Raw genomic sequence first — 7,298 nt, forward strand, 5'->3', positions numbered from 1 at the left:
GATGACCGCGACCGTCCAGGTCTCCGGCCTGCGCGTCACCGCCCGCACCGAGGAGGGCAGCGAGGCCGTGATCGTCGACGATGTCGGTTTCACCATCCGGCAGGGCGAGGTGCTGGCGCTGATCGGCGAATCCGGCTCGGGCAAGACCACGATCGCCCTGGCGACAATGGGCTACTGCCGGGCCGGCTGCCGCATCACCGGCGGCTCGGTCAACGTCTTCGGGCGCAGGATCCTGGGGCTCGACCGCAAGACCCTGCGCGGCCTGCGCGGCCGGCAGATCGCCTATATCGCCCAGAGCGCGGCGGCCGCCTTCAACCCGTCGCGCAGCATCATGGCGCAGGTGATCGAGAGCGCGCTGATCCACGGCACCATGACCGCGGAGGCGGCGCGCACCAAGGCGCGCCAGCTGTTCCGGGAGCTGGCCCTGCCCGACCCCGACCGGATCGGCGACCGCTACCCGCACCAGGTCTCGGGCGGCCAGCTGCAGCGCTTGATGGCGGCGATGGCGCTGATCAACGACCCCGAGCTGGTGATCTTCGACGAGCCGACCACGGCGCTGGACGTCACCACCCAGATCGAGGTGCTGCGCGCCTTCAAGGCGGTGGTGCGGACCCGGAAGACCACCGGCATCTACGTCTCGCACGACCTCGCCGTGGTCGCCCAGATCGCCGACCGGATCGCGGTGCTGCGCCATGGCCGGCTGCAGGAGACAGGCCCGACCGAGCGCCTGGTGACCGCGCCGGAGGATAGCTACACCCGCCAGCTGATCGCCGCCGCCACCCCGGCGCGACGGACCACCGGTGACGTGGCGGCGCCGGCCGATTCCGTGCCGCTGCTGCGGGTCGAAGGGCTGCTCGCCGGCTTCGGCGCGGCGCGGCCCGGCGCGCTGCCGCCGGTCACCGCGCTGCAGGACATCGACCTGTCGATCCGGCGCGGCCGCACCCTCGGCGTGATCGGCGAATCCGGCAGCGGCAAGAGCACGCTGGCCCGCGTCATCGCCGGGCTGCTGCCGGCGGCGCGCGGCCGCATCCTGCTGGACGGCCAGGCCCTGCCGGCGACGCTCGGCGGTCGCAGCCGCGACCAGCTGCGCCGCATCCAGATCGTGTTCCAGAACGCCGATACGGCGCTGAACCCGGCCCGGACCGTCGAGCAGATCATCGCCCGGCCGCTGGCCTTCTATCACGGCCAGGGCGACCGCCACCGCCGGCAGCGGCTGCACCGCCTGCTCGACCTGGTGCGCCTGCCCGCGGCGGTGGCCGACCGGCTGCCGGGCGAGCTGTCCGGCGGGCAGAAGCAGCGCGTCAACCTGGCCCGGGCGCTGGCCGCCGACCCCGAGCTGATCCTGTGCGACGAGGTCACCTCCGCCCTCGACACCGTGGTCGGCGAGGCGGTGCTGGACCTGCTGACCGAGCTGCAGCGCGAGCTCGGCGTCGCCCTGATGTTCATCAGCCACGACCTCGGCGTGGTCCGCTCGATCAGCCACGAGGTGCTGGTGCTGCGCCAGGGCCGGACCGTCGAGGCCGGCCCGACCGAGCAGGTGCTGCACGCGCCGCAGGCCGCCTATACGAAGCTGCTGCTGGCCTCGGTGCCCGAGCTACGGACAGGGTGGCTGGACGAGACCGGCGCCCGTGTGGTTTCGGCTGCCTGATACGAGCGGCCGACGACCTTTCCCGCTCGACGACGGTGAATGCTGCGCTGCCAGAACAGGTGCTCTCTTAGGATCACGGCCGCGCTCAGCCTCTTTTTCGGACATTAACAGGCCACTCCATGCCGCATATGCGAAACAATCATTCGTTGACAACACTTATCAGATAACTAACATCCGACTTGTCAGCACATCTCTGCCAGCCAGATCTCCCGCAACCAACCGGTGAGCAGCATGGCCAGACTCTCCTTCGGTGATCGCGGCATCGTCATCGCCATGGACCACGCCCGCACGCTCGGCGTGGTGCCGGGGCTCGAAGACCCGGGCGCCGTGCTGGACCGCGTGATCGCGGCCGGCGCCGACGCGATCATGACCTCCTACGGCGTGATCAAGCATTACCGCGACAGGCTGCTGGGCCGGCTGCCGGTCTATCTGCGGCTGGACGGCGGCCCCAGCAGCTATCGCGAGGACTGGCTGCGCTACACCGAATGGAGCCTGCTGCACACGGTGGAGGACGCCCGCCGGCTGGGCGTCGACGGCGTCTGCGTCATGGGCTTCATGGGCGGCGATGTCGAGATGCGCACCTATGACATCGTCGCCCGGGTGGTCGGCGACTGTGCCGCCGACGGGCTGCCGGTGATGGTCGAGGCGCTGCCCTGCCCGGCCGAGCGCATCCCGAACCCGCTCGATGCCGGCGCCATGGCCTCGGCCTCGCGCATCGCCTTCGAGCTCGGCGCCGACATCGTCAAGACCTACTACACCGGCTCGGCCGACAGCTTCCGCCGGGTGACCTCCACCTGCCCCGCCCCGGTGCTGATCGCCGGCGGGGTGAAGATGGAGACGGTGCGGGACGCGCTGGCGGTGGTGCACGGCTCGGTCCAGGCCGGCGGCCGCGGCGTCGTGTTCGGCCGCAACATCTGGCAGGCGCCGGACCCGGCGGCGGTGGTGCGCGCCCTGGCGGCGATCATCCATCGCGGCCAGGGCGTCGACGAGGCGATGGCCGCCGGCGGCCTGTCCGGCTGACAGCATTGCGGGGCCAGAGATGGCGACGCGCTTCGAACCGCCCTTCCTGATCGGCGTCGATGTCGGCACCCGGTCGGTCCGCGCCATCGCCTTCGATGCGCGCGGCCGCCGAGCGGCGCAGGCGGCGCGGCCGACCCCGGCGCGGATGCAGGCCGGCGGCCGCGGCGAATACGATCCCGACGCGCTGTTCGACGCGGTCACCGACTGCCTGGCCGAGGTCGCCCGGTCGCTCGCCGGCAAGCCGGTCGCCGGCCTCGCGGTCGGCAGCGTCGGCGAGAGCTGCGTGCTGGTCGACGACAGCGGCCGGTCGCTGGCGCCGTCGCTGGTCTGGTTCGACCGGCGCACCGAGGCGGCGGCGCGGGAGCTGGCCGGGACGGTCGGCCCGGACCGCATCTTCCAGATCACCGGCCTCGCCATCGACCCGACCCTGACCCTGTGCAAGCTGACCTGGATGCGGACGCATTGGCCGGAGGCGATGGCCCGCGCCCGCCGGGTGCTGGCCATCGCCGACTGGATCGCCTTCCGCCTGACCGGCGTCGCGGCCACCGAGCCGACCCTGGCCTCGCGCACCCTGTATTTCGACATCCATGAGCGCCGCTGGTCGGAGGAGCTGCTGGGCCTGACCGGGTTCGACCCCGCTTTGCTGCCGCCGGTCCTGGCCTCCGGCACCGCGATCGGCCCGGTGCGGCCGGAGGTGCTGGCCGAGACCGGGCTGGCCGGGCGGCCGGTGGTCGCCACCGGCGGCCACGACCATCTCTGCGGCTCCTACGCCGCCGGCATCACCCGGCCGGGCATGCTGCTGGACAGCCTGGGCACGGCCGAGGCGGTGCTGCTGGCCACGGCCTTCCCGCTGCTCGACCCGGCGGCGATGCGGCGCGGCTTCATCCAGGGCGCGATCAAGCCCCACCTCTCCTATCTCGGCGGCGGCATCAACAGCTCGGGCGGGGCGGTCGAATGGTTCCGGGCGCTGACCGGCCAGGCCGAGCATGAGGCGCTGATCGCCGAGGCCCGCGCGATCGAGCCGGGCAGCCAGGGCGTGGTGTTCCTGCCGCATCTGGTCTACAGCCCGCCGCCCGACCCGGATACCAGCGCGCGCGGAGCCTTCATCGGCCTGACCGCCCATGCCGATCGCGGCGCGCTCTTCCGCGCGGTGCTGGAGGGGCTCGCGATGCAGGCGCGGCTGATGGTCGACGCCATGGCGGCGCTGCCGGGGATCACCCCGCCGACCGAGATCCGGGCGATCGGCGGCAGCTCGCGCAACGCCCTGTTCCTCGAGATCAAAGCCAATGTCTATGGCCGCCCGATCACGGTGGTGGACGAGCCCGAGGCCACGGCGCTGGGCACGGCGCTGCTGGGCGGCGTCGCCGCCGGGCTGTGGCCCGATCTCGACGCCGCCCTCGCCGCGATCGACCAGCGGCACCACACGGTGGCGCCGGATCCCGGCCTCGCCGAACGCTATGATGCGCTGCACCGCTCGGTGTTCGAGCGGCTGCATGCGACGCTGACCCCAATCAACCAAGCCCTGGCCGGCTTCGACCGCAAGGCCGAGCTGGTCCCGGCCTGACCCCGCGCCAAGACCAAGAAAGCAACAACCAACCAGACAGATGGAGGAAACGATGGAACGGCGCTTGTTCATGTCCCTTCTGGGCGCCTCGGCCGCGCTCGCCGGCACTGCCGCGATCACCCCGGCCAAGGCCCAGGGCAAGAGCTTCAGGATCGCCCTGGTCCCCGGCCTGACGACGGACGCCTTCTACATCACCATGCGGCGCGGCGCCGAGGCGGCGTGCAAGGCGGTCGGGGCCGAGCTGATGTTCCAGGGCGCACCCGAGTTCAACCCGGTGCTGCAGGTGCCGGTGCTGGACGCGGTGATCGCGCGCAAGCCCGACGCGCTGCTGGTCGCCCCGACCGACAAGACCCAGCTGATCGAGCCGCTGCGCAAGGCGGCCGATACCGGCGTCCCGGTCTTCACCGTCGACACCTTCATCGGCACCGGCGTGTACCAGGCCGGCGAGGGCAATGCCGACTTCCCGCTCTCCTACATCGCCTCGGACAATATCCTGGGCGGCCGCATCGCGGCGCGGGCGCTGGCCAAGTCGATCGGCGGCAAGGGCAAGGTCTACGTCTCCAACGTCAAGCCCGGCATCTCCACCACCGACCAGCGCGAGGAGGGGTTCAAGGACGAGATCAAGGCCCATTCCGGCATCGAGGTGCTGGAGACGCAGTTCAATGACGACGACGCCAACAAGGCGGCGTCGCAGCTGCAGGCGGTGCTGGCCCGCAACCCGGACCTGGCGGGCGTGTTCGGCGCCAACCTGTTCTCCGCCCTCGGCGCCGCCAACGGCGTCAAGCAGGCGGGCAAGGCGGGCGCGGTCAAGGTCGCGGCCTTCGACGCGCCGCAGTCGATCGTCGAGGATCTGAAGAACGGCACGGTCGACATCGCCATCGCCCAGCACCCGGCCGAGATCGGCTGGTTCGGCGTGATCAGCGCCTTCGCCCATCTGACCGAGCAGTCGGTGCCGACCGCGATCGGCACCGGCTTCACCGTGATGGACAAGTCGAACATCGACGACCCGAAGGTGGCGCGGTTCCTGTACACGGGCTGATGCGCCGCGTGACGAGCCGCCAGGCCGCCGTCTCAGGCGGCCTGGCCTTTCCGACCAGGAGCCGGGTGCCCATGTCGATCTCCTCGATGCCTTCCACCACCAGCAACGGCCGGGCCCTGCTGCTCCGGGTGGCGGAGCTGCGGGCCTGGCTGTTCCTGGTCCTGCTGGTCGTGTTCTTCGAGGCCTGGGCCCGGATCGTCTACGACACCACCTTCATCCTGAACCCGTACAACCTGCAGTCGATCGGCATCTTCGCGGTGGCGCCGCTGCTGCTGGCGCTGGGCCAGACCTTCATCATCATCTCGGCCGGCATCGACCTGTCGGTCGGCTTCACCATGGGCCTGGCCTCGGTGGTCGCGGCCCATGCCGCCAATCTCGGCCCGGCGATCGGCCTCGGCCCGGTGCCGGCGATGCTGCTGGGCCTCGCCGCCGGCGTGGCCGTGGCCTTCGTGCCGGGGCTGGTCAATGGCTGGCTGATCGCGCATCTCAGGGTGCCGCCCTTCATCGGCACGCTCGGCATGTACGGCGTCGCCCGCGGCGCCGCCTTCCTGATCGCCGGCGGCACCACGGTCCCGGTCGTCAACAGCTGGTTCGCCACCATCGGCAACGGCCGCGTCGCCGGCATCCCGACCGTGGTGCTGATCACCGTGATCGCCGCGCTGGCGATGCACTATCTGCTGTCGCAGACCCGCTTCGGCCAGCACACCTATGCCATCGGCGCCAACCGCAACGCGGCGCTGCGCGCCGGCATCGACGTCCGCCGCCACGCCATCCGGCTCTATCTCCTTGCCGCAATCTGCGCCGGGCTGGCGGGATCGCTCTACGCCGCCCGCTTCGCCGCCGGCGCGGCCCAGGCGGGCGAGCCGCTGCTGCTCGATTCGATCGCGGCCGTGGTGATCGGCGGCGCCAGCCTGTTCGGCGGGTCGGGCACGATCGGCGGCACCATCGCCGGCGCCCTGGTGATCGCCGTGATCCAGTACGGGCTGGTGTTCATCGATGTCGAGCCGTTCTGGCAGTTCGTGGCGGTCGGCGTCGTCATCATCATCTCGGTGCTGGTCGACCAGAGCCAGCGCCGGCTTGCACGGGGACGCCAGGATGACTGAGCCGCTGCTGTCGGTCCGCGGCCTGTCCAAGCGCTTCGGCGGGGTCCAGGCGCTGAGCGGGGTGTCGCTCGACCTCGCGGCCGGCGAGGTGCTGGCGCTGGCGGGGGACAACGGCGCCGGCAAGTCGACCCTGATCAAGGCGATCTCCGGCGTCCACCGCCATGACGAGGGCGAGATCCGCCTGGCTGGCGAGCCGGTCTCCTTCGCCACGCCGCATGACGCCCGCGACCGCGGCATCGAGACGATCTACCAGGACCTGGCGCTGGCCGACAACCTGTCGATCGGCGCCAACATCTTCCTCGGCCGCGAGCCGAAGCGGCGGCTGTTCGGCTTCCTGCCGGTGCTGGACCGAAAGCACATGGCCGAGGCGGCGCGGGCGACCATGGCGCGGCTGGACTTCCATGTCGAACGGCTGGAGGCGCCGGTCTCGACCTTCTCCGGCGGCCAGCGCCAGGCGGTGGCGATCGGCCGGGCGATCTACTGGAACGCGCGGATCCTGATCATGGACGAGCCGACCGCGGCGCTGGGCGTGCCGGAGCAGCGCAAGGTGCTGGCGCTGGTCCAGGCGCTGAAGGCACAGGGCAAGGGCGTGGTCTTCATCTCGCACAATCTCGGCGACATCTTCGCGGTCGCCGACCGCATCGTCGTGCTGCGCCGCGGGATCAAGGCCGGCGAGCGCCGCACCGCCGAGACCGACGCGGATGAGGTGGTGCGGCTGATGGTGGGAGGGTGACCCTCTTTCGAGTCCCCCCTCCCCTCGCGGGAGGGGGTTAGGGGGAGGGGGTTTTCTCGGCCAGCGCCGGCATCGGTCCGTCGATCGCGGTGATGACGGAATGATCCTATCCATTCGCGCGCGGACGCGCGCAGACCCCTCCCCCTGCCCCCCCCCCCCCCCCGGGGGGGGGGGGGGGGGTAGAAACGGGA

General features: G+C 71.5%; 6 protein-coding genes. All 6 read left to right on the plus strand.

From position 1 onward, the window contains the following. The first annotated feature begins 1 nt into the window (after position 1). The 6 genes from AAHM41_RS21430 (at position 2) to AAHM41_RS21455 (ending at position 7,107) form a co-directional block, all read left to right on the plus strand. Entirely contained in the window at positions 2–1,648 is a 1,647-nt protein-coding gene (locus AAHM41_RS21430) for an ABC transporter ATP-binding protein (RefSeq protein ID WP_342238614.1), read from the plus strand. Positions 1,649–1,879: 231 nt separating this feature from the next. Next, complete coding sequence (locus tag AAHM41_RS21435) at positions 1,880–2,668, plus strand: class I fructose-bisphosphate aldolase (protein WP_342238615.1); 789 nt, start codon at positions 1,880–1,882, stop codon at positions 2,666–2,668. Between the two features lie 19 nt (positions 2,669–2,687). Next, positions 2,688–4,232, plus strand: a complete 1,545-nt coding sequence (locus AAHM41_RS21440; protein ID WP_342238616.1) for an FGGY-family carbohydrate kinase — start codon at positions 2,688–2,690, stop codon at positions 4,230–4,232. 52 nt (positions 4,233–4,284) lie between these two features. Beyond that, positions 4,285–5,271, plus strand: coding sequence for an ABC transporter substrate-binding protein (locus tag AAHM41_RS21445; RefSeq protein ID WP_342238617.1), 987 nt, complete (start codon positions 4,285–4,287; stop codon positions 5,269–5,271). A 71-nt stretch (positions 5,272–5,342) separates the two neighbouring features. Further along, a complete protein-coding gene (locus AAHM41_RS21450; protein ID WP_342238618.1) occupies positions 5,343–6,374 on the plus strand; it encodes an ABC transporter permease subunit in 1,032 nt (343 codons plus the stop codon). After that, positions 6,367–7,107, plus strand: a complete 741-nt coding sequence (locus AAHM41_RS21455; protein WP_342238619.1) for an ATP-binding cassette domain-containing protein — start codon at positions 6,367–6,369, stop codon at positions 7,105–7,107. The genes AAHM41_RS21450 and AAHM41_RS21455 overlap by 8 nt, the downstream gene beginning before the upstream one ends. Positions 7,108–7,298 lie beyond the last annotated feature (191 nt).

This window comes from Inquilinus sp. OTU3971 (assembly GCF_038440215.1).

Bases quoted from the DNA above. Each gene is read 5' to 3' on its own strand.
- AAHM41_RS21430 (WP_342238614.1), top strand. From the start codon at position 2: ATGACCGCGACCGTCCAGGTCTCCGGCCTGCGCGTCACCGCCCGCACC.
- AAHM41_RS21435 (WP_342238615.1), top strand. From the start codon at position 1,880: ATGGCCAGACTCTCCTTCGGTGATCGCGGCATCGTCATCGCCATGGAC.
- AAHM41_RS21440 (WP_342238616.1), top strand. From the start codon at position 2,688: ATGGCGACGCGCTTCGAACCGCCCTTCCTGATCGGCGTCGATGTCGGC.
- AAHM41_RS21445 (WP_342238617.1), top strand. From the start codon at position 4,285: ATGGAACGGCGCTTGTTCATGTCCCTTCTGGGCGCCTCGGCCGCGCTC.
- AAHM41_RS21450 (WP_342238618.1), top strand. From the start codon at position 5,343: ATGTCGATCTCCTCGATGCCTTCCACCACCAGCAACGGCCGGGCCCTG.
- AAHM41_RS21455 (WP_342238619.1), top strand. From the start codon at position 6,367: ATGACTGAGCCGCTGCTGTCGGTCCGCGGCCTGTCCAAGCGCTTCGGC.